Source organism: Streptomyces sp. NPDC034670, from assembly GCF_055574875.1.
The window spans coordinates 69437-93154 of record NZ_JBVITR010000014.1; the positions used below are offsets into that span (position 1 = coordinate 69437).

The 23718-nt window shown below is 74.0% G+C and carries 23 protein-coding genes and 1 pseudogene; 12 read left to right on the forward strand and 12 right to left on the reverse strand.

What is annotated here, in order from left to right:
* Positions 1-78 precede the first annotated feature (78 nt).
* The gene (locus ACZ56B_RS12925) at positions 79-1014 is read right to left on the reverse strand and encodes an SCO1860 family LAETG-anchored protein (protein WP_468789216.1); all 936 of its coding nucleotides are present in this window, start codon (positions 1012-1014) and stop codon (positions 79-81) included.
* A 176-nt stretch (positions 1015-1190) separates the two neighbouring features.
* Positions 1191-2282 carry an amidohydrolase family protein gene (locus tag ACZ56B_RS12930; RefSeq protein ID WP_468789218.1) on the reverse strand — a complete coding sequence of 364 codons (1092 nt, stop codon included), beginning with the start codon at positions 2280-2282 and terminating at the stop codon, positions 1191-1193.
* A gap of 164 nt (positions 2283-2446) precedes the next feature.
* Here ACZ56B_RS12930 and ACZ56B_RS12935 point away from each other — a divergent pair, with 164 nt between their 5' ends.
* The 6 genes from ACZ56B_RS12935 (at position 2447) to thpD (ending at position 7762) form a co-directional block, all read left to right on the forward strand.
* Positions 2447-3547: a pyridoxal-phosphate-dependent aminotransferase family protein gene (locus ACZ56B_RS12935; RefSeq protein WP_468789220.1), complete on the forward strand. Its 1101-nt coding sequence runs from the start codon at positions 2447-2449 to the stop codon at positions 3545-3547.
* 93 nt (positions 3548-3640) lie between these two features.
* Positions 3641-4180, forward strand: a complete 540-nt coding sequence (locus ACZ56B_RS12940) for a DinB family protein (RefSeq protein ID WP_468789222.1) — start codon at positions 3641-3643, stop codon at positions 4178-4180.
* 353 nt (positions 4181-4533) lie between these two features.
* On the forward strand, positions 4534-5040 hold the full coding sequence (ectA, locus tag ACZ56B_RS12945; protein WP_468789224.1) for a diaminobutyrate acetyltransferase: 507 nt from the start codon (positions 4534-4536) through the stop codon (positions 5038-5040).
* Between the two features lie 71 nt (positions 5041-5111).
* A complete protein-coding gene (gene ectB, locus ACZ56B_RS12950) occupies positions 5112-6383 on the forward strand; it encodes a diaminobutyrate--2-oxoglutarate transaminase (RefSeq protein ID WP_468789226.1) in 1272 nt (423 codons plus the stop codon).
* A 62-nt stretch (positions 6384-6445) separates the two neighbouring features.
* On the forward strand, positions 6446-6844 hold the full coding sequence (locus ACZ56B_RS12955; protein WP_468789228.1) for an ectoine synthase: 399 nt from the start codon (positions 6446-6448) through the stop codon (positions 6842-6844).
* 6 nt (positions 6845-6850) lie between these two features.
* On the forward strand, positions 6851-7762 hold the full coding sequence (gene thpD, locus ACZ56B_RS12960; RefSeq protein ID WP_468789230.1) for an ectoine hydroxylase: 912 nt from the start codon (positions 6851-6853) through the stop codon (positions 7760-7762).
* A 99-nt stretch (positions 7763-7861) separates the two neighbouring features.
* Here thpD and ACZ56B_RS12965 read toward each other — a convergent pair whose 3' ends face one another.
* The 4 genes and pseudogenes from ACZ56B_RS12965 to ACZ56B_RS12980 all read right to left on the reverse strand — a co-directional run bounded on the left by ACZ56B_RS12965 (position 7862) and on the right by ACZ56B_RS12980 (position 11983).
* Positions 7862-8914 (reverse strand): aminotransferase class V-fold PLP-dependent enzyme, encoded by a 1053-nt coding sequence (locus tag ACZ56B_RS12965; RefSeq protein WP_468789232.1) that lies wholly within the window; start codon positions 8912-8914, stop codon positions 7862-7864.
* Between the two features lie 69 nt (positions 8915-8983).
* Positions 8984-9757 carry a DsbA family oxidoreductase gene (locus tag ACZ56B_RS12970; protein ID WP_468789340.1) on the reverse strand — a complete coding sequence of 258 codons (774 nt, stop codon included), beginning with the start codon at positions 9755-9757 and terminating at the stop codon, positions 8984-8986.
* 162 nt (positions 9758-9919) lie between these two features.
* A pseudogene (locus tag ACZ56B_RS12975) lies at positions 9920-10339 on the reverse strand (GNAT family N-acetyltransferase); the annotation flags it as partial.
* Positions 10340-10453: 114 nt separating this feature from the next.
* Entirely contained in the window at positions 10454-11983 is a 1530-nt protein-coding gene (locus tag ACZ56B_RS12980) for an aldehyde dehydrogenase (NADP(+)) (protein ID WP_468789234.1), read from the reverse strand.
* Between the two features lie 142 nt (positions 11984-12125).
* Between ACZ56B_RS12980 and ACZ56B_RS12985 the strand changes: the two genes are divergently transcribed.
* From ACZ56B_RS12985 to ACZ56B_RS13005, 5 genes are all read left to right on the forward strand, one after another.
* A complete protein-coding gene (locus tag ACZ56B_RS12985) occupies positions 12126-12899 on the forward strand; it encodes an IclR family transcriptional regulator (protein ID WP_437091868.1) in 774 nt (257 codons plus the stop codon).
* A gap of 3 nt (positions 12900-12902) precedes the next feature.
* Complete coding sequence (locus ACZ56B_RS12990) at positions 12903-13421, forward strand: GNAT family N-acetyltransferase (RefSeq protein ID WP_468789236.1); 519 nt, start codon at positions 12903-12905, stop codon at positions 13419-13421.
* Positions 13422-13861: 440 nt separating this feature from the next.
* Entirely contained in the window at positions 13862-14467 is a 606-nt protein-coding gene (locus ACZ56B_RS12995) for a SigE family RNA polymerase sigma factor (protein ID WP_468789238.1), read from the forward strand.
* Positions 14464-15345, forward strand: a complete 882-nt coding sequence (locus tag ACZ56B_RS13000) for a hypothetical protein (protein ID WP_468789240.1) — start codon at positions 14464-14466, stop codon at positions 15343-15345. Before ACZ56B_RS12995 ends, ACZ56B_RS13000 begins: the two co-directional genes overlap by 4 nt.
* Positions 15346-15473: 128 nt before the next feature.
* A complete protein-coding gene (locus ACZ56B_RS13005) occupies positions 15474-16304 on the forward strand; it encodes a pectate lyase (RefSeq protein WP_468789242.1) in 831 nt (276 codons plus the stop codon).
* 127 nt (positions 16305-16431) lie between these two features.
* Here the strand turns inward: ACZ56B_RS13005 and ACZ56B_RS13010 are convergent, their stop codons facing one another.
* Positions 16432-16923, reverse strand: coding sequence for a hypothetical protein (locus tag ACZ56B_RS13010; RefSeq protein ID WP_468789244.1), 492 nt, complete (start codon positions 16921-16923; stop codon positions 16432-16434).
* 84 nt (positions 16924-17007) lie between these two features.
* Here ACZ56B_RS13010 and ACZ56B_RS13015 point away from each other — a divergent pair, with 84 nt between their 5' ends.
* Positions 17008-17649 carry a TetR/AcrR family transcriptional regulator gene (locus ACZ56B_RS13015; RefSeq protein ID WP_468789246.1) on the forward strand — a complete coding sequence of 214 codons (642 nt, stop codon included), beginning with the start codon at positions 17008-17010 and terminating at the stop codon, positions 17647-17649.
* 69 nt (positions 17650-17718) lie between these two features.
* Here the strand turns inward: ACZ56B_RS13015 and ACZ56B_RS13020 are convergent, their stop codons facing one another.
* The 5 genes from ACZ56B_RS13020 to ACZ56B_RS13040 form a co-directional block, all read right to left on the reverse strand.
* Complete coding sequence (locus tag ACZ56B_RS13020) at positions 17719-18792, reverse strand: dienelactone hydrolase family protein (protein ID WP_468789248.1); 1074 nt, start codon at positions 18790-18792, stop codon at positions 17719-17721.
* A complete protein-coding gene (locus ACZ56B_RS13025; RefSeq protein WP_468789250.1) occupies positions 18789-19910 on the reverse strand; it encodes a pectinesterase family protein in 1122 nt (373 codons plus the stop codon). Before ACZ56B_RS13025 ends, ACZ56B_RS13020 begins: the two co-directional genes overlap by 4 nt.
* Before the next feature lie 97 nt (positions 19911-20007).
* Positions 20008-21339: a pectate lyase family protein gene (locus tag ACZ56B_RS13030; protein WP_468789252.1), complete on the reverse strand. Its 1332-nt coding sequence runs from the start codon at positions 21337-21339 to the stop codon at positions 20008-20010.
* A gap of 27 nt (positions 21340-21366) precedes the next feature.
* Positions 21367-22164, reverse strand: a complete 798-nt coding sequence (locus tag ACZ56B_RS13035; RefSeq protein ID WP_468789254.1) for a rhamnogalacturonan acetylesterase — start codon at positions 22162-22164, stop codon at positions 21367-21369.
* 145 nt (positions 22165-22309) lie between these two features.
* Complete coding sequence (locus ACZ56B_RS13040; RefSeq protein ID WP_468789256.1) at positions 22310-23671, reverse strand: ABC transporter substrate-binding protein; 1362 nt, start codon at positions 23669-23671, stop codon at positions 22310-22312.
* Between the last annotated feature and the right edge of the window lie 47 nt (positions 23672-23718).

Below are 23718 nucleotides of genomic sequence, written 5' to 3' on the forward strand. Positions count from 1 at the left end.
ACCGCCCCCCCCCCCCCGGTCCGGATCCCCGCCGGGTCAGGGCGGCGGGGACCCGGGTGCGCGGGCCGCGCCCCGGCGTCAGCCCCGCCGGCCCCGGCGGGCCAGCGCCACCGCTCCCCCGCCCGCCGCGAGGAGGACGACCGCGCCGCCCGCGACGTACGGGGTCACCGGGTCGCCGCCGGTCTCGGCGAGGTCCTCCCCGGCGGGCGCGGCCCGCTCCGCCCGTGCCCCCTGGGGCCGGACGCCGGGGGTCCCGGGCGCGCCCGCGGCCCCCGGCCGCTCGCCGGAGGGGGCGGGCGCCTCGCACGTGGCCTCCGCCAGGGTGAGGGTGCCCCCGACCGCGGCGACGTTCAGCTTCAGCGGGTCGACCGCGACCTCCAGCCGCAGCGCGGTGGCGGCGGCCGTACGGGACGTGGTCCGCGTCCGCGACAGGTCGAGGCGCACCTCGCCGACGCCCGGCACCTTCACCTCGGCCGGTCCTGCGGAGGTCAGCGCGACGCGTCTGCCGAGCACCGTCACGGAGCCGGGCAGGGTCGCCGAGGCGAAGGGAGTCCCCCCGGCCTCGCAGACCGCCTTCGACGCGACCTTCTCGAGCTCGATCAGCCCCAGCAGCGGCAGTCCGGGCACGTGGACCCGGGCCTCGGCGAGGGTGGCGAAGGCCTCGGCCCGGTTCCCCTCCACCGTCGCCCCGGCGTCGGCGGCCCCGGCGCGCAGCACGGTGAACGGCCGGCCGCCGTCCACGCCGTCCACCCGCGCGGTCAGCGTGGTCCTCCGCGCGCTCCGCGGCGCCCGGACCTCGTCGAGGGAGACGTCGAGCGGCACGTCCGCGCTCTCGTCGAGCAGGGACACCTCCAGTGCGGTGCGCAGCACGGCGGCGCCGGCGGTGCCGCCGTGCTCCCCGGTGGCGTGCGCGGGGCCCGCGCCGACCGGCGCGGCGGGGCCGGCGGCGAGGGCGGTGGCCGCGGCGACGGTGGCCAGACGGCGTGCGGGCGTGCGGAAACCGGCGCTGTTCAAGGTGGTGGGACCCCCGGGAGACAGGTGTGGGACCCGGAAAGGATGTCCGTGCGGGAAGCGGGCCGTCAGCGATCCGGCGACCCTTCACCCCATCGTGGCGAGTTGACGCACGCTTTCGAATCCCGGGGCACGGCTGTTCCCCGGCGTCACCCCCTGGTGCCCCACCGAGGGGCGCCCTACCCGACCACGCGCCCGTTCAGTACCACCCGGCGCGGATCCGTCAGCACCCGTACGTCCGCGCGCGGGTCGGACGCGTAGACCACCAGGTCCGCCGGGGCGCCCTCCTCCAGGCCCGGCCGGCCCAGCCACCTGCGGGCCGCCCAGGTGCCGGCCGCGAGGGCCTCGACGGGCGGGAGGCCGGCCCGGACCAGTTCGGCGACCTCGTCCGCCACCAGGCCGTGCGGGAGGCTGCCGCCGGCGTCCGTGCCGACGAAGACGGGGACGCCGGCGTCGTGGGCGGAGCGCACGGTGTCGTAGCGGCGCGCGTGGAGCCGGCGCATGTGGGCCGACCAGCGCGGGAACTTGGCCTCGCCGCCGTCGGCGAGTTCCGGGAAGGTGGCGATGTTGACGAGCGTGGGGACGATCGCCACGCCCCGCTCGGCGAACAGCGGGATGGTCTCGTCGGTCAGGCCCGTCGCGTGCTCGACGCAGTCGATGCCGGCCTCGACCAGGTCCCGCAGCGAGTCCTCGGCGAAGCAGTGCGCGGTGACGCGGGCGCCCAGCCGGTGCGCCTCGGCGATCGCCGCCTCGACGGCGCCGCGCGGCCAGCAGGCCGACAGGTCGCCCAGGTCGCGGTCGATCCAGTCGCCCACCAGCTTCACCCAGCCGTCGCCGCGCCGGGCCTCCCGGGCCACGTGGGCGACGAGGTCGTCCGGCTCGACCTCCCAGGCGTAGCCCCGGATGTAGCGGCGGGTGCGGGCGATGTGCCGGCCGGCCCGGACGATCTTCGGGAGGTCGTCGCGGTCGTCGGTCCAGCGGGTGTCGGAGGGCGAACCCGCGTCCCGCAGCAGCAGGGCGCCGGCGTCGCGGTCGGTGAGCGCCTGCTTCTCGGCGACCTCCTCGGGAACCGCGCCGTGCCGGTCGAGGCCCACGTGGCAGTGGGCGTCGACCAGGCCGGGCAGCACCCAGCCCTCGACGGTCCGGACGTCGCGGGCCCCGACGGGGCGGTCGTAGGAGATCCGGCCGCCGACCACCCACAGCTCGTCGCGGACCTCCTCCGGCCCGACGAGCACCCGTCCCCTCACGTGCAGCACCGCGCGTTCGCTCATACCCGGCACCCTAGTGAGGCGCCGCCCGTCCCTGTCCAGCCCCCGTCCACCGGGGCCGGGAGCCCCGCGGTCGGGCGGGGGCCCCGGGGTCGGGCGGGGGCCCCGGGGCCGGTTACGCTCGACCGCGTCGACCCGCGAAGCCGTGAAGTGAAGAGAGCACCGCCGTGACCCATCCCCTCCTCGACCTGGCCCCGCTGAGCGCCGCCCGCTTCGCCTCGATCGAGGACCGCGTGGCGCGCCTGCTCCGCACCGGGCAGGACGTCGTCGTCATGCAGGGCGAGGCGCTGCTGCCGCTGGAGGGCGCGATCCGCGCGACCGCCGGCCCCGGCACGACCGCCCTGAACGTCGTCACCGGCCCCTACGGGCAGACCTTCGGCGACTGGCTGCGGGACTGCGGTGCCACGGTGATCGACCTGACGGTGCCCTTCCACACGGCGGTGACGGCCGGGCGGATCCGCGACGCCCTCGCCGGGCACCCGGAGATCGACTTCGTGTCCCTGGTGCACGCGGAGGCGGCCACCGGGAACACCAACCCGGTCGCGGAGATCGGCGAGGTGGTGCGGGCGCACGGGGCGCTGTTCTACCTGGACGCGGTGGCGTCGGTGGGCGCCGAGCCGGTGCTTCCGGACGCGTGGGGCGTGGACCTGTGCGTGATCGGCGCGCAGAAGGCGATGGGCGGCCCGGCCGGGGTGTCGGCGGTGTCGGTGAGCGAGCGGGCCTGGGCGCGGATGGCCGCGAACCCGCGGGCGCCGCGCCGCTCCTACCTGTCCCTGCTGGACTGGAAGGAGCGCTGGATCGACGGCGGCCGCACGGCGCTGCCGCACGCGCCGGCGCAGCTGGAGATGCTGGCGCTCGAGGCGTGCCTGGAGCGCATCGAGGCGGTGGGCCTGGAGGCGGTCACGGCCCGGCACGCGTCGGCCGCGGCGGCCACCCGGGCGGGTGCGCTCGCGCTGGGCGGCGGCCTGGAGCCGTACGTGCGCGAGGCGGCGGACGCCGCCCCGGTGGCCACGACCCTGCGGGCTCCGGCGGGCACGGTGGCCGCCGACCTGGTGGCCCGCGCCCTGGCCGCCGACCCGGCGCTTCCCCTGGCCGCGGGCGGCGGCGCCCTCGCCGGGGAGATGATCCGCGTCAACCACTACGGCCCCGACGCGACACCGGGCGCGGTGCGGGCGGCGCTCACGGCCCTGGGCACCGTCCTGGCGGAGGAGGGCCTGGCGGTGGACCTGGCGGCGGCCCTGCGCGCGGCCGGGGAGGCCTGGCGGTAGCGGGGCGGGCCGGGGCACGGCGCCACCGGCCCGAACCGGCCGTCGTGCGGCTTTCCCGGGCCGGCCCGCGGGTTCCCGTGCCATGCTCCCCCCATGCCCTCGACGAACCCGCCCCGGCCGCCCCTCGCCCTCCCCGACGGCCGTCCGGTCCCCCGGCTGACCGGTGACGAGCGGTCCATGCTGGAGGAGTGGCTGGAGTACCACCGCGGGACGCTGGCGCTGAAGTGCGCGGGGCTGGACGACGGGCAGGCGCGGCTGGCCTCGGCCGCGCCGTCGGCGCTGACCCTGCTGGGGCTGGTGCAGCATCTCGCCGAGGTCGAGCGGAACTGGTTCCAGCGGGTCGTCGCCGGCCTCGACGTGCCGCCGGTGTTCGAGGACCCGACCGGGTACGCCCTCGACCCGGCCCGGGGGCTCGACGAGGCGCTCGGGATCTGGCGCCGGGAGGTCGCGCGCGGGCGGGAGCTGTGCGCGGAGCGGGAGCTGGACGACACCGGGCGGATCACCGACGGGCCGATCGCCGGGGCGGAGGTCAGTCTGCGCTGGGTGCTCATCCACCTGATCGAGGAGTACGCGCGGCACAACGGCCACGCCGATCTGCTGCGCGAACGGATCGACGGGGTGACCGGGACATGAATTCCACACCGTTCCAGAAATCCCTCGCGCACACCTTTCCGCGACTTTCTTCCACTTATTCAGCGAATACATTCCAGAGCAGTTTCCCCTCCTCTCCTGCCCGCTCTTCCCGGTCCTAAACGCAGCGATTCCGGGAGCCGGAACCGGCGGGCCGCAGCCACCGGCCGAGGGAGTTACACAGTTGTGACCGGTTCCACATCGCGCCCGTTCTGCGCCGTATGCCCCCGGGAAAAGAGGGCATTTCGCCGATCCCTCGCGCAGACACACACGCTCGCGCGATAACACAGATCAGGCTCACACGTAACCCCGGCAGGCGATGCAATTTTGAATTTACCTGGGTAAGTTCAATTTGCATGACTGCCGCACAAGCAGACCTGCAAATCGACCGCCCCACCGTGGCGGACGGAGCCGTGCTGTGGCGGATAGCCAGGGACTCGAAGGTCCTCGACCTGAACTCGTCGTACAGCTATCTGCTGTGGTGCCGGGACTTCGCCGCCACCTCCGCCGTCGCCCGCGACGAGCACGGGGAGCCGATCGGCTTCGTCACCGGATTCCTGCGGCCGGACAGCCCGCGCACCCTGCTCGTCTGGCAGGTGGCGGTGGACGAGGCGCACCGCGGGCGCGGCCTCGCCGCCGCCCTGCTCGACGGGCTGGCCGCCCGGACCGCCGAGGAGCACGCCGTGGACACCGTGGAGACCACCATCACCCCGGGCAACACCGCGTCCGAGCGGCTGTTCACCGCGTTCGCCGAGCGCCACGGCGCCCTGCTGGAGCGCGAGGTGCTGTTCGAGGCCGGCCACTTCCCCGACGGGCCGCACGACCCCGAGGTCCTGTACCGCATCGGTCCCCTCGCGCTCTGACCGCGCGTACGGCCTCCGTCCCGATCTTCCGACTCCCTCTGACCTCCCACGCCACCGAGGAGCGATTCGTCGTGACCATCACCCAGCCCGACCTGAGCGTCTTCGAGACCCTCGAGTCCGAGGTGCGCAGTTACTGCCGCGGCTGGCCCACCGTCTTCGACCGTGCGCACGGCAGCCGCATGTACGACGAGGACGGCCACGAGTACCTCGACTTCTTCGCCGGAGCCGGCTCACTCAACTACGGACACAACAACCCCGTCCTGAAACGGGCGTTGATCGACTACCTGGAGCGGGACGGCGTCACGCACGGGCTCGACATGTCGACGACGGCCAAGCGCGCGTTCCTGGAGTCCTTCCAGAACTGGATCCTGCGCCCGCGCGACCTGCCGTACAAGGTCATGTTCCCGGGGCCGACGGGCACCAACGCCGTGGAGTCCGCGCTGAAGCTGGCGCGGAAGGTGAAGGGACGCGAGGCGATCGTGTCGTTCACCAACGCCTTCCACGGCATGTCGCTGGGTTCCCTCGCCGTCACCGGCAACGCCTTCAAGCGGGCCGGGGCGGGCGTCCCGCTGGTGCACGGCACGCCGATGCCGTTCGACAACTACTTCGACGGCACCGTCCCGGACTTCCTGTGGTTCGAGCGGCTCCTGGAGGACCAGGGCTCCGGCCTCAACAAGCCCGCCGCCGTGATCGTCGAGACGGTGCAGGGCGAGGGCGGCATCAACGTCGCCCGGCCCGAGTGGCTGCGGGCCCTGGCCGAGCTGTGCGAGCGCCAGGACATGCTGCTGATCGTCGACGACATCCAGATGGGCTGCGGCCGCACCGGCGCCTTCTTCTCCTTCGAGGAGGCCGGCATCACGCCCGACATCGTCACCGTGTCCAAGTCGATCAGCGGCTACGGGCTGCCGATGGCGCTGACCCTGTTCAAGCCCGAGCTGGACGTCTGGGAGCCGGGCGAGCACAACGGCACCTTCCGCGGCAACAACCCCGCCTTCGTCACCGCCACCGCGGCGCTGGAGGCCTACTGGGCCGACGGCTCCGCGATGGAGAAGCAGACCCGTGCGCGCGGCGAGCAGGTCGAGCGGGCGCTGGCCGCCGTCGCCGAGGAGCACCCCGCCGCCGTGAAGGAGTACCGCGGCCGCGGACTGGTGTGGGGCGTGGAGTTCCACGACAAGGAGCGCGCGGGACGGATCGCCCGGCGCGCCTTCGAGCTCGGCCTGCTGATCGAGACGTCCGGCCCGGAGGGCGAGGTCGTCAAGCTGCTCCCGGCCCTGACCGTCACCCCGGACGAGCTGGACGAGGGACTGACCACGCTCGCCCGCGCCGTCCGCGAGACCGCCTGAACCACCGGGCCGACGGCCCGGACACCTGGCAGACACCACCATCTAGGAGGCATCGCAGCACCGTGATCGTCCGTTCGTTCAAGGAGATCGAAGGCACCGACCGGCACGTGAAATCGGCGTCCGGCACCTGGGAGAGCAAGCGCATCGTCCTCGCCAAGGAGAAGGTCGGCTTCTCCGTGCACGAGACGATCCTCTACGCGGGTACCGAGACGTCGATGTGGTACGCCAACCACATCGAGGCCGTCGTCTGCACCCGGGGCGACGCCGAGCTGACCGACCACGAGACCGGGAAGACGTACCGCATCACGCCCGGGACCATGTACCTCCTGGACGGCCACGAGCGGCACACGCTCAAGGTCAAGGAGGACTTCCACTGCATCTGCGTCTTCAACCCGCCGGTCACCGGACGGGAGGACCACGACGAGAACGGCGTCTACCCGCTGCTCACCGAGGAGGTGTGAGGTTCCATGACCACCGCGACCACCACCACCGGCACCCGGGTCCCCGACCTCTACCCGACGCGCGGCACCTCCGAGGTGCTCACCCCGCGCCAGGACCCGGTCGTCTGGGGCGCCCCCGACGCGCCCGGCCCGATCACGCCGGCCGACCTCGGGGCGTTCGAACGTGACGGCTTCCTCGCCGTCGACCAGCTGATCGGCGAGGACGAGGTCGCCGTCTACCGGGACGAGCTGAACCGCCTGGTCGCCGACCCGGCGGTCCGGGAGGACGAGCGGTCGATCGTCGAGCCGAAGTCCCAGGAGATCCGCTCGGTCTTCGAGGTGCACAGGATCAGCGAGGTGTTCGCGCGCCTGGTGCGCGACGAGCGCGTCGTCGGCCGCGCCCGGCAGATCCTCGGCTCGGACGTCTACGTCCACCAGTCGCGGATCAACGTCAAGCCGGGCTTCGGGGCCAGCGGCTTCTACTGGCACTCGGACTTCGAGACCTGGCACGCCGAGGACGGGCTGCCGCGGATGCGGACGGTGTCCGTGTCGATCGCGCTGACCGAGAACTTCGACACCAACGGCGGGCTCATGATCATGCCGGGGTCGCACAAGACCTTCCTCGGCTGCGCGGGGGCCACGCCGAAGGACAACTACAAGAAGTCGCTGCAGATGCAGGACGCGGGCACGCCGTCCGACGAGGCGCTGACCTCGCTGGCGTCCGAGTACGGCATCAAGCTGTTCACCGGCAGGGCGGGCTCGGCGACCTGGTTCGACTGCAACGCCATGCACGGTTCCGGCGACAACATCACGCCGTTCCCGCGCAGCAACGTGTTCATCGTGTTCAACAGCGTCGAGAACACGGCGGTCGAGCCGTTCGCGGCGCCGGTGCGGCGGCCGGAGTTCATCGGCGCCAGGAACTTCACGCCGGTGAGGTGACGGTGTGACACCGACCGCGGGGCGGGCCTCCTCGGGTGGGACAGGGAGGCACCGGCCCGCGGCCGTGCGCACGGCGGGAGGCAAGGGGCGCCGGGGCCCTCAGCCGGACAGCGCCTCCAGCAGCCGGTCCACGTCGGCGGCCGTGTTGTACAGGTGGAAGGACGCCCGCAGGTTGCCCGCGCGGTTCGACACCTCGATGCCCGACGCGGACAGCTTTGGCTGCAGCCGTCCCAGTCCGGGCACGGACACGATCGCCGAGCCGGGCGCGGGCACGGGCTCGTGGCCCAGTGCGGCGAGGCCCGCGCGGAAGCGGTCGGCGAGGGCCAGGTCGTGGGCCCGGACGGCGTCCACGCCGAGTTCCTCGACGAGTTCGAGGGAGGCGCGCAGTCCCGCGTAGGTGAACAGGGCGGGGCTGGAGTCGAACCGCCGTGCGGAGCGGGCGAGTTGGGCGACGGGCCCGTAGCAGCTGGCCCAGGGCTCCTCCGCCGCGGCCCAGCTCGCCTGCACCGGCGGCAGGCCGCCGAGGTCCTCGGGCACGACGAGGAAGGCCGCCCCGTGCGGGCCGAGCAGCCACTTGTAGGTGATGGAGACGGAGTAGTCGAACGCGCCGGCCTCCACCGGCAGCCAGCCGGCCGCCTGGGAGAGGTCGACGTAGGTGCGCGCCCCGTGCGCCCGGGCCGCCTCGCGCAGCGCGGGCAGGTCGGCGATCCGGCCGTCGGCGGACTGGACGGCGCTGACCGCGACCAGCGCGGTGCCCGGCCGGACGGAGGCGGCGAGCCGCTCCAGCGGCACGGACCGCACCTTGAGGTCGCCCCGGGTGTGGAAGGCGTTGAGGACGGAGGTGAAGTCGTCCTCCGCGGTGAGCACCTCGGCGCCCGGCGGCAGCGAGGCCGCGACCAGCGAGGTGTGCAGGGCGGCCGTGGCCCCGGCCGCCACCTGCTCGGCGGGGACGCCGACCAGCCGGGCGTAGGCGGCCCGGCAGGCCTCGACGTCGGCGTACAGCGGGTCCAGCGGGCGGCCCTCCGCGCGGAGCCGCACGGCCTCCTGGAGCGCGGCCGCGGTACGGGCGGGCAGGAGGGCGTGGGCCGCGGTGTTCAGGTGGGTGGTCCTCGGGGCGAACTCGGCACGGACGACGTTCTCGAGACTCTCCATGGGTCCACTCTGCGGGCCCGGGGTCTTCCCGTCCATCGCCCGCCTCCCCGCGGTACGCCCGGGGGGAGCTTATGAGCCAGCCGGGACCTGCGCGTCTCGGTGCTGCGGCACCGCGCATCCGTCCGGACCGCAGACCTCCGCCGCGTCCTGGCCGTCCTGCCCGTCCGCCGCGCCGGAGCCGCCGTCGACCGGCTTCGGCCGCGGGCGCTCGCCCCAGGCCTGCGCCAGCGCCCGGGTGAAGACCTCGGCGGGCTGGGCGCCGGAGACGCCGTAGCGGCGGTCCAGCACGAAGAACGGCACCCCGGTCGCGCCGAGCCGTGCGGCCTCGCGCTCGTCGGCGCGGACCCCGGCGGCGTACGCCTCCGGGTCGGCGAGGACCCGCCGGGCGGCGTCCGCGTCCAGACCGGCGGCGACGGCCAGCTCGACGAGCCGCTCGTCGTCGCCGTAGACGGACCGCTCCTCGGCGAAGTTGGCCCGGTACAGCAGGTCGAACAGCTCCGCCTGGCGGCCCCGCTCGCGGGCGAAGTGCAGCAGGCGGTGCATGTCGAAGGTGCTGCCGTGGTCCCGGCCCCGGGTGCGGTAGGGCAGGCCCTCGGCGGCGGCCTGGACGCCCAGGTTGTCCTCACCGGCCTCGGCCTGCGCCTCGCTCACGCCGTACTTCTCGGCGAGCATCGTGATCACGGGCTGGACGTCGTCCTTGGCGCGGCCCGGGTCCAGTTCGAAGGAGCGGTGCACCACCTCGACCCCGTCGCGGTGCGGGAAGGCGGCCAGCGCCTTCTCGAAGCGGGCCTTTCCGACGTAGCACCAGGGGCAGGCGATGTCGGACCAGATCTCGACGCGCATCGTGTCGGCACTCTCCAGCTCGTACGGGTGCGGAGGCTCCCTCCGCCGACCGCGTGAACGTTCAATCAGTCGTTCCCATTCCCCGGGCACGGCGAACCGCAGGCGGAGGTGGTGGCCGTCCTCGGCGGGCGGGTGCCGCGGGTCCGGGGTCCAGCCCCGACGGGTGTGGAGGGCCTGCGCGCGGTGGTTGCCGGCGTGCACCCCGAGGACCGCCTCCCGCCGTCCGTCCGCCCGCCACTGCCGCACGCAGGCGGCGTGCAGGGCGGTGCCGACGCCCGAGCGCCAGTGGCCGGGGTCGACGTGGAACTGGAACAGCTCGACGGTGCCGGCGCTCCCGCCCTCCGGGGCGCGGAAGGAGGCGATGCCCACCGGGCGGGCGCCCCGCACCGCGCACAGCACCCGGCCGTCGGGCCGCTCGACGGCCTCCCGCCAGCGCACCCGCCAGTCCGTGCCGTCGTCCGGGAGGCCGTCCGGGTAGTAGGTGGACCGGGCGCGCCGGTGCAGTGCGGCGATCTCCGGGACCTCGGCGGCCAGGGCGGCCCTGATCAGCGGGGGACCGGCGTTTCGGTGCGGTCCGATCATGTGCCGGGAGACGTCACCGGCCGGTCGTGCGGTTCCCGGCCCGCCGCGGCACCCCGGGGGGCTAGGACCCCCGCGGCCCGGGGTTGCCCCGCGGGCCGCGCGCGGCGCGTCCGGTCAGCGTTCCAGGCGGCCGTTGAAACGGCGCGGCAGCCCGAGCGGGTTGTCGTCCCGGAGCTCCGGCGGCAGCAGCGCCGGGGGCGTGTTCTGGTACACGACGGGCCGCAGCCACCGCTCGATGGCGGTGCCGCCCACGGACGTGGACGTGGAGGTCGTCGCCGGGTAGGGCCCGCCGTGGTGCTGGGCGGGGGCCACGGCGACGCCCGTCGGCCAGCCGTTCACCAGCACGCGGCCGGCCAGCGGCGTCAGCTCCCGCAGCAGCTCCGCGCCGCGGCCCTCGCCCTCCGCCTCCCGGGCGGACAGCTGGACGGTCGCGGTGAGGTTGCCCGGCAGCCGCGCCAGCACGGCCCGGGCCTCGGCCTCGTCCTCGTAGCGGGCCACCACGGTGACCGGGCCGAAGCACTCCTCGAGGAGCAGGTCGTGCTCGCCCTCCCGGACCAGCCGGCTCGCCGGGACGGTGAGGAAGCCCGCGCCGACCGCGTGCTCGCCGGCCGCGCCCGGCGTCACCGGGGACTCCACCTCGGGCAGCCGGGTGCGCTCGGCGACCCCGGCGACGAAGTTGTCGCGCATGCGGTGGTCGAGCAGGACGCCCGCCCCGGTGTCGCCGACCGCGTCGGCCAGGGACTTCACCAGCCGGTCGCCGGCCGCGCCGGCCGGCACCAGGACCAGGCCCGGCTTCACGCAGAACTGGCCGACGCCCAGCGTCATCGAGCCCGCCAGGCCCGCGCCGATCTCCTCGGCGCGCTCGGCGGCCGCGTCCTCGGTGACCAGCACCGGGTTCAGGGAGCCCAGCTCGCCGTGGAACGGGATCGGGACCGGACGGGCGGCCGCCGCGTCGAAGAGGGCGCGGCCGCCGCGCACCGAGCCGGTGAAGCCGGCCGCCGACACCAGCGGGTGCTCGACGAGCTCGACGCCGGCCTCGAAGCCGTGCACCAGGCCGAGCACGCCCTCGGGGACGCCGTGCCGGGCGGCGGCCCGGCGCAGCACCCCGGCGACCCGTTCGGACAGGGCCGGGTGGTCGGGGTGGGCCTTGACGACGACCGGGCAGCCGGCCGCGAGCGCGCTCGCGGTGTCGCCGCCGGGGACGGAGAAGGCGAAGGGGAAGTTGGAGGCCGCGTAGACGGCGACGACGCCCAGCGGGACCTTGTGGCGGCGCAGGTCCGGGACGGGCGGGGTGGCGGTGTCGTCGGGGTGGTCGATGACGACGTCGAGGAAGGCGCCCTCGTCGACGATGTCCGCGAAGGCCCGCAGCTGGTAGCAGGTGCGGGCGAGTTCGCCGGTCAGCCGGACCGGGCCGAGGGCGGTCTCGGCGTCGGCGGTCTCGACGAGCGCGTCCTTGGCCGCCTCCAGCTCGTCGGCGGCCGTGCGCAGGAAGGCCGCGCGGACGGCGCGGTCGGCCAGGGCGTCCCGCGCGTCGTGCGCGGCCCGGACGGCGGCGTCCACCTCCTGGGCCGTGGCCTCCACCGCAACCTGTTCACGCTGCTTCCCGGTTCGGGGGTCGACACTCCAGACTGGTGCTGCTGCCACCGCGGGTCCCTCCACTTGAATGCTGCATGTCATGCCGCAGGATGTACGTCATTCACCAGGAGCGTTCGATATACTGAACACTGTCTCCGATGATGAATATGCTGGGGAGACTATTTCCCGGCGGACGAGAGGGTCAAGGGCGATGTCGGCTGGCGAGACGGGCGGCGGGGCGCAGGTCAAGTCCGCGGTGCGGACCGTTGAACTGCTCGAGTACTTCGCCGGGCGTCCCGGCATGCACTCCCTCGCGGCGGTCCAGGAGGCCGTCGGCTACCCCAAGTCCAGCCTCTACATGCTGCTGCGCACGCTGGTGGACCTCGGCTGGGTGGAGACGGACGCGACGGGCACGCGCTACGGCATCGGCGTGCGGGCGCTGCTGGTCGGCACCTCCTACATCGACGGCGACGAGGTGGTGGCGGCGGCCCGCCCCACCCTGGACCGGCTCTCGGACGACACGACGGAGACCATCCACCTCGCCCGGCTCGACGGCACCAACGTCGTCTACCTGGCCACCCGTCAGTCGCAGCACTACCTGCGCCCCTTCACCCGGGTCGGCCGCCGGCTGCCCGCGCACTCGACCTCGCTGGGCAAGGCGCTGCTGAGCACGTACACGGACGAGCAGGTCCGCAAGATGCTCCCCGAGACGCTGCCCGCCCTGACCGAGAACACCATCACCGACCGGGAGCGGCTCATCGAGGAGCTGCACCAGGTGCGGGAGCAGGGATTCGCCGTGGATCGCGAGGAGAACACGCTCGGGCTGCGCTGCTTCGGCGTGGCGATCCCCTACCGCACCCCCGCGCGGGACGCGATCAGCTGCTCGGTGCCGGTGGCCCGGCTCACGCCCGCGCACGAGCAGATGGTCAAGGACGCCCTGTTCGACGCGCGGGACCGGCTGACCCTGGCGACCCGGAGGCTCTGAGCGGTGGACCCGAGGAACCCGGGCGGCCCGGGCGACGCGACGGACGCGCCGGACATCGCCCTGCGCGCGGTGCACGACAGCGACCTGCCCGTCTTCTACCGGCAGCTGAACGACCCGGAGGCCCTGCGCATGGCGGCCTTCACCCCCGAGGACCCGGCCGACCGGGACGCCTTCGACGCCCACTGGGCGCACATCCGCAGCTCGCCGGAGATCGTCGTGCGCACCGTGCTGGGCGACGGGGACGTGGTCGGCCACGCGGCGGTGTACGGGGAGGCGGGCGAGCGCGAGGTGACGTACTGGATCGACCGCGCGTACTGGGGCCGGGGCGTCGCCACGGCCGCGCTGCGCGGGCTGCTGGCCGAGGTGACCGAACGCCCGCTGTACGCGCGCGTCGCCGCGGACAACACCGGGTCGCTGCGCGTGCTGGAGCGGTGCGGCTTCGCGGTCTCCGGGCGGGCCACGGCGTACGCGCCCGGGCGGGACGCGGAGGTCGACGAGCTGGTGCTGGAGCTGGAGGGCTGACCGCGCGGCGCGGCACCGCGGACACCGCACGGACGGGCCGTCTCCCCGGGGGGCGGCCCGTCCTCTTCCGCCCGCGCCCGCCCGGTGCCCGGGATCCGGTCGACCGGGCCGGCCGCGGAGCGGACCGGGGACGACGTCGTCCTCCGCGCGCCGGACACGGTGCCGGACCCGACGCGTGCCCCTCGGCGCCGGGGGGCCGGCGGGCGGCCGCCGGCCGAACCGCGCCCGCCCGGGACCGAGTTCGGGCGGGGTCCGGAGGACGGAGTCGGCTGTCGGCCCGTCAGACGGCGTTCGGCCCCCCGCACGAACGCATGAACGATCACTGCTACGCTCCGGATCTCGTCCGGTCGACGCCGGACGCGCACACGCCGTCCACACGGCGCGCACAGCCACACGGGTGCCCGCCGGGCGCCCGACGCCGCCGCGAGGGGAGGGAGGCCATGGGCACCGTCGTCGACGACACCGCCTCCGTGGAGTTCCACGCCTTCTTCGAGCGCCACTACGCCGAACTGTCCCGGCTGGCCCATCTGCTGACCGGTGAGGCGGACACCGCCGACGACCTGGCGGCGGACGCGCTGCTGGCGCTGTGGCACCGCTGGGACCGGGTGCGGGCCGCCGACCACCCGGTGGCGTACGCCCGGGGCGTGGTGGCCAACCTGGCCCGCACCCGCATCCGCAGCGCGGTGCGCGAACGGCGCCGGATCGCGCTGTTCTGGCCGCAGCGCGAGGAGCGGACCGAGAACCCCGACGTGGCGGGCGTGGTGGACGTGCGGGAGGCGCTGCGCCGGCTGCCGTTCCGCAAGCGGGCGTGCGTGGTGCTGCGGCACGCCTTCGACCTGTCGGAGAAGGACACCGCGCTGGTCCTCGGCGTCTCGGTGGGTACGGTGAAGAGCCAGACCTCGAAGGGGATGGCCGAACTGCAGCGGCTGCTGGGCTCGCGGGAGGTGCCGCAGCGGGTGCACGCGGCGATGGGGGCGGCCGCCCGCGGGGACACGGCCGAGGGCGTGCGCGAACGCTCCGGCGGGGCCGAGGGAAGGGACCGGTGACGATGCGGCAGGACGTGCACGAGGAGCTGCGCGCCCGGCTGCAGGAGGCGGCCGGGGCGCACGAGCCCGACCGGGAGCGCATGCTGGCCCGGATCGAGCGCGGCATGGCCGGTCCGGCCCGGCCGGACCACCGGGCCCGGCGCCCACCGGTGTTCGGCTGGCTCCGGGTGGCGGGCGCGACGGCCGCGGTGGCCGGTGTGCTCGCGGTGGGCGGTTACGCCGTCGCCTCCGCGGTGAAGGGCGACGCCCCGCCTGCGCAGCGGCACGTGGCCGTCTCGCCGGACCCCTCGCCCACGCCCTCCCCGGACGCGACGAGCAGGGCGCCCGTGCCGCCGGTGGCGCCCTCCTCAAGCGCCCCGGACCGGCCGCGGGACACCGGCGCCCCGTCCGCCGGGACGCCGAGTGCGTCCGGCACCGTCCGGCCGCCGGCCGGGACGGAGGACGGGCCGCTGTGGTCGGACGGCTCGGTGGACCCGCACAGCCACGAGTTCTGGGCGCAGAGCAACGTCACCCTGAAGACCGCCGAGCGGCTGACCGCGCTCACCGTGGAGCTGCGGATCGCGCAGACCGGCAAGGTGGCCTCCACGGGCGCCTGGCGTTCGCTGCCCGAGGCCGACTTCGACCTCACGGTCCGGGAGCGGGACGGCTTCCTCGTCTACACCTGGACCCTCAGGGAGGGCCGTGCGGTCCCGCCGGGCGAGTGGGTGTTCGCGGGGCAGTACGACCACGAGCGCGGCGACCGGGACGCCGGGGACGACCGCTACACCGCGACGGCCGCCACCGGGTCGCACCAGTTCTCCGTGGGCGGTGACTTCGCGCGTCAGGGCGACGAGGACACGGCGGACGGGGGCGGTCCGCCCGACGACGGGGGCTCGTGACGGCCGGACCCGGTACCGGTCCGGACCTCGTGACGGCCGGCCCGGAAAAATTCTCCGGAGAGGCGGCAACCCTTCCCGCGCCGGCGGCGACCAGGAGACGCAAAGACCCTCTCCACGCAAGGAATGGCATGACTGCACGAGCCGAACAGCGCGTCTCCCACCGGCGCCGCACCGCCAAGAAGCGGACGCTGATCGCCGGGTTCTCCGCGCTCGGCATCACGGGTGCGGCGATCGTCTCCTCGACGATGCTGTCCACCGCGAGCGCCGCCCCGTCCTGGCCCTCGGACACCGGCAGCAAGCCGGTGTCGAAGACCGTGCCGGTCTCCGGCGTCTACGACGGCGGCATGAAGAAGTTCTACGGCACCGGCGCCCTGGGCGGCGACAGCCAGGACGAGGGCCAGGACGCGATCTTCGAACTGGCCGACGGCGCCACGCTGAAGAACGTCATCATCGGCACCCCGGCCGCCGACGGCGTGCACTGCAAGGGAAGTTGCACGCTGGAGAACGTCTGGTGGCTGGACGTCGGCGAGGACGCCGCCAGCTTCAAGGGCAAGTCGTCGTCGGCGCAGTACAAGGTGATCGGCGGCGGCGCGCGGAAGGCCGACGACAAGGTGCTGCAGTTCAACGGCGCCGGCACGCTGACCGTGAGCGGCTTCCAGGTCGAGGACTTCGGCAAGCTGGTGCGCTCCTGCGGCAACTGCAAGACGCAGTACAAGCGCACGATCGTGCTGAAGGACATCGACCTCACCGCGCCCGGCAAGTCGATCGTGGGCATCAACACCAACTACGGCGACACCGCCACGCTGTCGGGGATCCGCATCCACGGCGACAGCAAGAAGAAGATGAAGACCTGCACCCGCTACCAGGGCAACAGTTCGGGCAAGGAGCCGAAGGACCTCGGTTCCGGTCCCGACGGGAAGTACTGCAAGTTCTCGGACTCGGACATCACCTACAAGTGATCCCGCCGCGTCCGTGACACGACTCCGGGCCGCCGTCTCGACGTCCGGCGGCCCGGCCCCGGCGACGCCCGAACCCCCCTCGGGCCCGCCGGAACCCCGGCTCTTCGGACCCCCATCCGAAGGGCCGTCAGGGCGCCTCCGCCGGTCCACACCCGGCGGGGGCGTCCGCGTTCCCCGGTGCGGAGTCCCCCGGTGCGGGTTCCTCCGCGCGGGGCTCCGGGGCCGGCCGCACGGGGGCGGCGGCCAGCAGCAGCGCGGCGAACGCGGGGGACGCCGCCGTCTGGTAGGCGATCCACACCTCGCCCCCGGCCCCGCTGCCCGACCGCGCCATCAGCACGGAGGCCAGCGTCGCCAGCGCCCAGCCGCCGTCGTAGACGGTCATGAGCCGCGTGCAGGTGGACATCGAACGGCGGCGCACGTACCGGACCTCGATCCCGCCGACGGCCAGCAGGACGGCACCGGAGGCGATCATCAGCCAGACGGGCACGCCGATCAGGTCGCCGATCCGGGACGCGGCGGCGACGAAGGCGGCACCGAGCAGCACCTTGACGACGCCGTCCGCGACGGCTCCCACCACCTGGAACGTCGCCACCGACGTCTTCGCCCGACTCCGCGCCATGCGTGTCCCTCCCTGCCGCCCGTGCCGCTCCCGTTTCCGTTTCCGTTTCCGTAATGACGTTACTACGATAATAACATTATGAGAATGACGAGAGCGGAGACCAAGGAACGGAACCGCCGCGCCCTGCTGGACGCCGCGTTCCAGGTCGTCTCCCGGGACGGGCACCGCGCCAGGCTCGAGGAGATCGCCGAACGGGCCGGGCTGACCACCGGCGCCGTCTACTCCTTGTTCGGCAGCAAGGGCGGTCTGATGACCGCCCTGGTCACCGATCACCTGCGGCCGCACTACGAGGAGATCGAGCAGGCGGTTCCGGCCGGGCTGGACCTCCTCGGAGCGGTCGACGCCTTCGCCCGGCACTACCGGCGCGGCTGTGACGCCCCCGGTGCACGGACCGGCCTGGTGCTGCAGCTCACCCTGCTGGACATGGCCCTGCACGACCCCGAGCTGGGGTCCCGGATCGCCGCGTCCGTCCGGACCCAGGAGAACCACCTGGTCGCGTTGTTCACCGGCCGGTCCCACCGGGGAAGTCCCGTGACGGCGCACCAGGCGCACCGTCTGGTCACCGCGCTCAGGGCCCTGCTCACGGGCCTCGGCCAGGGCGTCGTCATCGGTCTCGCCCCCGACGCCGACGAGCAGTACTTCGCCGACGCCGCCCGCGCCCTGGCGTCCGGCGCGGTCCTCGCCGGTCACGGCGCGCAGGCTCCCGGGCCGCACGGTCCGCCGTGACGGCGGTGGCCGGGACCGCCCCGGCCCCGTCGCGGCACGGGAGGCGCGGCCGGGTCCCGGCCGCGCGGATCAGCCGCGCAGGACGGAGCCGAGCCAGGCGTGCACCTCGTCCTGCATCGCGGCGTCGAAGACGTGGCCGGCCGCGGGCCAGGTCTTCAGCCGCAGCCGCTCCCCCGCCCCGCACGAACGCCAGACGGCGCGCAGCCGGTCGTACGCGGCCCGCACCCCGTCGGCGGGGAAGAGGGCGTCGCGTCCGCCGTGGAAGAACAGCATCGGCTTCGGCGCGGCGATGCTCGCCACGTCGGGGATGTCGAGGTACCGGGAGAGCCCGGGGTGGAGCATGTGGAACGCCGACTGCCCGCGCAGCGTGTTGTTGCCGGGGACCATCATCTCCCTCAGGCCCGTCATCCAGCACACGCTCGCCGCGGCCGCGACGTCGTCGCTGAGGGCGGCGACCTGCCAGGCCCGGTAGCCGCCCATGGAGAACCCGAGGGCGGCGACCCGGCGCGCGTCCACCCGGTCCAGTCCCGCCAGGAAGGCCGCGGCCCGCTGGTCCTCGCGGGCGTGGAGTCCGGCGAGCGAGGAGCCGAGGTGGAAGAGGTTGCTCGCCAGCGCCTGCTGCTGCTCGTAGGCGAGGGGCCCGCGCTCGCCCCAGCCGAGGGCGTCCAGGCAGAGCACCACGTGGCCGCGCCGGGCGAGTTCGTCGCCGACGAAGCGGCCGTCGAAGTGCCGGCCGGCCCATTCCTCGGCGGAGGCGAGCCGGGTGTCGTCGTACCAGGGCCGGACGGCCTTCTCCTTGCCGATGTCGAACCGGGAGCCGTGGTCGTGCAGCAGCAGCACGGCCGGGAAGGGGCCGGCGCCCCGCGGGGTGAGCAGGGCACCGCGGGCCCGCGTGTGGCGGGTGAGGGTGACGGTCACGAGTTCGCGGGTGAAGCCGTCGGCCTCCGAGCGGTCCGTGTACCGCGGCGCGTACGGGGTGCCGTCCTGGCGGGGGACGACGAGCAGTTCCTCGACCTTGGCCCGGGCCGCCCGCCGCCACGCGGGGAAGTCGCGGACCGGCGAGGTGCCCCAGGCCAGCGGGAAGCGCAGGTCGTCCCTGAGCGCCCGGTGGAGGCCGGGCGGGCCGGGGACGGGCGCCGTCACCGGGGCCGCCAGTCGCCGAGGTGGACCCGCGGGGTGTGGGAGGCGGCCCGGACCCGGTCGAGCTGGGGCCGGTTCTCCGGCACGGTGATCACGGCACCCGGTCCGGTGTTGCGGTACTCGGCGAAGCGCTGCTCCTGCCAGGGGTGGCCGCTCGACATGGTCGCGTACGGGGCGACCGCGTCGATGCCGGCGTCGAGGCGGGTCTCCCGGACGGTGAGCATCGGCCGGGCGGTGGGGTCGGAGCTGGGCACCCAGGGGCGGGCCAGCTTGTAGAAGCCGTCGGGGGCCTCGCTGCTGATCCGGCTGCGGGTGACCAGGTAGCCGCGCGGGTTGGCACCGGCCGTGGAGGGCGCGAAGACGAAGCCGTACGGGGGGCCCGTCAGGTCGGTGCGGGCCAGGGCGCGGAAGTGGCAGTGCGCGAAGACGGCGGTCGCCCGGCCGAAGACGAAGTCGACGTCGCCCTCGACGTGGCAGTGGGAGAAGTACTGACGGGCGAAGGTGTCCAGGGAGGGGGTGTCGGCGTACAGGGTGTCCTGGTGGCCGAGGAACCGGCAGTGGTGGAAGGCGCTGCGGTCGCCCTGGACCTTGAGGGCGACGGCCTGGGTGCCGCCGGTCCCGGGGTGGTCGGCGCGCAGCCAGTCGTTGGCGAAGGTGATCCGGCGGGCGGTGAAGCCGTCGGGGCGCAGGGTGGTGGTGGCCGAGCCGGAGGTGCCGAGGGTGCCGCCGCCGGGCCTCGGGGTGCCGGCCGCGTTGTCGTGCACGACGACCGTGTCGCGGGGGTCCGCGGAGACGCCGATCCAGGTCATGCCGGTGCGGTCGGCGTCGACCGTGACCGTCTCGCGGTAGGTGCCCGGCGCGATGACCAGGGTGTACCCGGCGCCGGCCGCGGCGTCCACGGCGGCCTGGACGGTGGTGAAGTCGCCGGCGCCGCCCGGGTGGACGTACAGCGTCTTCGCGGTCGGGCGCGCGGCGGGCGAGCCGTACCGGCCGAACGGGCGGTGCGGCCGGTGCGCGGCCCGCGCGGTGGCGGCGGGCAGGGCGAGCGCGGTGCCGGCCGTGGCGCCGGCGAGCAGGAGACCCCTGCGGGACAGGGGCGCGGGGCGGTGGGGCGGGGGCATGCGGGTGCTCCTTCGGTGCGGGCGGCGCCGGGGCCGGGGCGGGGGCATTCCGCAGTGGGGGCGGGATGCGTCCCGCCCCGGCCGGCTCTCGGGGGTGTCAGCGGATGCGGCCCGCACCCGCGTACAGCTTGACCAGCGCCGGCACCGCCTGCGCCGGGTGGACGGCGGTGCGCAGGACGGGGGTCCAGCCGGCGCCGGAGCGCAGCGGCGCCTGCGGGTTCTCCGCGTTGTGCGCGGCGATCAGGTCCACGCGTTTGCCGTTGACCCGGTTGTGTGCGGCCGTGAGCGGCGCGTCGTTCCACCGCTTGAGCACCTTCGCCGGGCTGGTGCCCTTCGGCAGGGTGAACGCGTTGTGCTCGGCGACGAGCTGGGACTCCTTGCCGATGCCGAAGCTGTAGCCGTAGCCCGCGCCGGCCACGAAGTGGTTGTTGTACACGTCGACCTGCCCGAAGCGGACGCGCGGCGTGCGCTCGGTCAGCTCCGCGAACAGGTTGTGGTGGAACGTCGCCTTCAGTCTGCCCCGGTCACCGGCGGCGGTGGACTCGCCGTCGCTGTTGCCGATCAGGATCGTCTTGTCGTGCTCGGTGAAGACGTTCCAGGAGGCGGTCACGTAGTTCGCGCCCCGGACGATGTCCAGCTGCCCGTCGTGCTGCTGGTACAGCATGCTGAAGTGAGTGGGCGCCTCGCTGTCGGGGTGCTCGCCGTCGGTGAAGGTGTTGTGGTCGAACCAGACGTGCGTGGAGTTGTGCACCACGGCCGTGTCGTACTCGGAGTTCCAGTTGCCCTTCTCGCCGTCGGTCGGGTCCCACTGGGGGAAGCAGTCGACCGGGCTCTCCAGGGTGAGGTTGCGGACGATGACGTTGTCCACGTCCCTGATCTGGAGGCTGGCGCCCTTGACCGCGGCGTTCCGGCCGACACCGATGATCGTGGTGTCGGAGGGGACGTTCACCTTGACGGCCCGGTTCTGGTTCGCGGCCGAGGCCCTGCGCAGCCCCTCCGGGCTGTCGTCGGGCTCGGCGCTCAGGTCCTCCTCGTGCCCCCAGGTCCCGGGGGCGTACTTCTCGAGGTAGGCGTCGAAGTCGTAGCCGGGCGCGGCGAACGCCCCGCAGCCCTCGGAGACCGCGTCGACGGTCCCCTTCACCTTGATGATCCTCGGCGCGCCGGCGTCGTCGGCCAGGGCGGCCCTGAACTCGGCCCAGTTCGTCACGGTGTACACGTGCGCGGCGTCCGCGGCGGCGCCCCCGGTGGTGCCGGTGCCGTGGGCGGCCCAGCCGTCGCCCGGGGCCAGCGTCTGCCGGGCGGGGTCGCGCTGGGGGAACGGGGAGTGCGCCTGGGCCCCGGTGCCGGTCAGGGCCAGCACCAGGGCGGTGCAACCGGCCAGCGAAGCGGTTCTCGTTATGGCGTGAGCATGCCATTTCGATCGGTTCACGGTGGGGTTCTCCTCGGATTCGGGGGGTCAGGCGGTGGCCTGCGGCCAGGTGATCCAGGACTCGGGGACCGTCTCGTCCAGCCGGCGCACGTCGCGCGGCGCGAGCACCCGGGTGCGCAGCAGCTCCCGGACGACCAGCCGGGCCACGGCGATCGCGCCCGTGGGGCTGAAGTGCGTGTTGTCCTGCTCGTCGGGCGTCCAGTCGAAGTACTTCTTGGTCTCCTCGGCGCCGAGCTCCTGCCACAGCTCCAGCGACAGGGCCTGGACGTCGAGCAGCGCCACCCGCTCCTCGCGGGCCAGCGCCCGCATCGCCGCCGGGTACGCGCCGTGGCTCGGCACGGCGTCACCGTCCGCGTCGAACCGCCGCCGCTCCACGGCGGTGGCCAGCACCGGTTGCGCCCCGCGGGCCCGCGCCCCGTCGACGTACCGCCGCAGGTACTGCTGGTACGTCGTCCAGGGCTCGGTGTGACGGCTCGGGTCGGTGGCCTTCTCGTCGTTGTGCGCGAACTGGACGAGGAGGAGGTCGCCCGGCCGGACGGCGGAGAGGAGCGCCTCGAGGCGCCCCTCGTCGACGAAGCTCTTCGAGCTCCGCCCGTTCACGGCGTGGTTGGCGACCTCGAGGTGCCGGCCGAGCAGGAAGGGCAGCGCCATGCCCCACCCGGTCTCGGGGGCGGCGTCGGCGTACTTCTGGGCCGCGGTGGAGTCACCGGCGATGTGGAGGGTCCGGGAACGCCGTCCCGGGGCGGCCCGCGCGGTCGCGCTCACCCCGAGGGCGAGGGGGGCGCCGAGACCGGCGACGGCGATCTGTCTGCGCGTGAGGGACACGGGCGTGTGCCTTTCAGCAGGAGGTGGGTGGACTCCCTCGGGGGTGCGGGGCCGCGGGGCGCGGGACCGTGTCGATGCCGGTGCGCGGCCGGCCCGGGGCGGCCCGCGGACCCGAAGCCCCCGGGCCGTCCCGCGGCGGAGCCGTTCACCCCATCTGCTCGTCCCACTCGGCCTTGGCCTCGTTCAGCTGCTCGGCCAGCTTGTCCAGGAAGTCCTTCGCGCTCAGGTCCCCGTTCAGCACCTTCTGGAAGTTCGCCTCGTTGTCGGCCTTGGAGATCGTGTTCCAGTCCGGCAGGTAGTACGGCAGCTGGACGATGGTCGTGGAGCCGTCGCTCAGCGCGTCCGCGGCCAGCTTCGTCGGCTCCGCCTTCTCGATCCAGGCGTCCTTCGCGGCGTCCGTGTTCGACGGCACCTGCCCGGCCGACTCGTTGAACTTCGAGTTCGCCTCGTGCGAGGTGGCGTACTCGATGAACTTCCAGGCGGCTTCCTTGTTCTTGGAGCTCTTGAACAGGCCCAGCCCGTCGACCGGGTTGGAGACCTGGACCCGCTTGCCGCCGGGGCCGGTGGGCTGCGGGATGCCGCGGAACTTCTCGGCGCCCAGCGCCTTCACGTGGTCCTGGTAGGACCCGAGGTTGTGGTTGAGCATGCCGATCGTGCCGGAGTCCCACTGCGCGACCATCTTGGTGAAGTCGTTGTTCAGGTCGGCCGCGGGAGTGACCCTCTTGAACAGGCCCGCGTACTTCTCCAGGGCCTCGACGTTCTTCGGGTCGTCGACCGTGGTCTTCTTGCCGGTGGAGTCCCAGAACGTGGTGATGCCGGACTGGCCGTACATCGCGTCCAGGGCCTGGGCGATGGAGCCGGCGCCGCCGCGGATGGTGTAGCCGAACTCGTTCTTGCCCTTGTTCGTGAGCTTCTCGGCGGCCTCGTAGAAGCGGTCCCAGGTCGTCGGCTCCTGGAGGCCCGCCTTCTCGAACAGGTCGGTGCGGTAGTACAGCACGCCGTTGTTCGCGGAGGTCGGGACCGAGTAGAGCTTGTCGTCGCCGCCGCCGGCGGCGCGCAGCGACTCGACCATGTCCTTGTTGAGCTTGCCGTTCAGGGAGGACTTCTCCAGGCGTTCGTCCAGCGGGTCGAGCGCCTGCTGGGCGGCGAAGCCCGCGAGCATGGCGGCGCCGACACCGCCGACGTCCGGCAGGCCGCCGCCCTGGATGGCGGTGTCGACCTTGGACTGGTACTCGGTGGCGGCGATGCCGACGTACTGGACGTCGATGTCCGGGTTGGCCTTCTCGAAGTCGGCGATGATCTCCTTCCAGACGTCGGTGCGGACACCGCCGTTGTTGTCCCAGAAGACGATCCTGCCCTTGCCGTCGCCCTCGGCCCCCTTGTCGCCGCCCGCTCCGCTGCCGTCGTCGCCGCAGGCGGTGACGGTCAGGGCGAGCACGGCCCCCAGGGCGACGGCGGCCGAGGTGCGGCGTCTGCCGGTGCTGTTTCCGAGATTGCTGATCTTCATTGGTCGGCTCTCTTCTTCTGGATCCAACGGGATGGGGCGTTGTGGGG